Origin of the sequence: Neisseria sp. P0019.S003, from assembly GCF_051957115.1 — a bacterium.
GTDB lineage: Bacteria > Pseudomonadota > Gammaproteobacteria > Burkholderiales > Neisseriaceae > Neisseria > Neisseria flavescens_D.
This window is the reverse complement of the sequence record NZ_JBQCWT010000026.1, coordinates 1-682: the sequence shown is the minus strand read 5'-3', so window position 1 is coordinate 682 and position 682 is coordinate 1. Positions and strand designations below refer to the sequence as shown.

1 protein-coding gene is annotated in these 682 nt (G+C 51.5%); it reads right to left on the bottom strand.

Annotated elements, in window-relative coordinates; translation table 11 throughout:
* A partial coding sequence (locus tag ACTHTS_RS10890; protein ID WP_440370040.1) for an IS5 family transposase occupies window positions 1-682 on the bottom strand: 682 nt, incomplete at both ends.

Genomic DNA, 682 nt, shown 5'->3' with positions numbered 1-682 from the left:
GAAATAGGCTGCCTGGGCGTAGCGGAATTTACGGTGCAGCGTACCGAAGCTTTGTTCGACCACATAACGGGTCTTCGACAAATATCGGTTACGTTTGGTTTGTGCTTCCGACAGCGGATGTTTGCGGTGGGCTTTGCGCATAATACCGTCCAACAACTGATGCTCTTCCAGATGTTGCCGGTTTTCCTCACTGTCATAGCCTTTGTCGGCATAGACGGTCGTACCTTCGGGCAGACCTTCCAACAAAGGCGACAGGTGTTTGCACTCATGGGCATTGGCGGGGGTAATGTGCAGTTTCTCGATATAGCCTTCCCCATCGGTACGGGTATGTTGTTTGTAACCGAGTTTGTAGAGGTCGTTTTTCTTTATCCAACGGGCATCGCTGTCTTTACTCGGTGTGGTTTGGCCGCTGACTTGTCCTTCTTCATCGACTTCTATGGCCTGGCGCTGTTTGCTGCCGGCGGTCTGAATAATGGTGGTGTTAATGACGGCGGCGTATACTTTCTCTACTTTTAGGCCTTTTTCGGCCAGTTGGCAGTTAATCAGTTTTAGCAGTTCGGACAGGGTGTCGTCTTGCGCCAGCCAGTTGCGGTAGCGGCATAAGGTGCTGTAATCGGGGATGCTCAGTTCGTCAAAACGGCAAAACAGGTTGAAATCGATGCGGGTGATGAGGCTGTGTTCG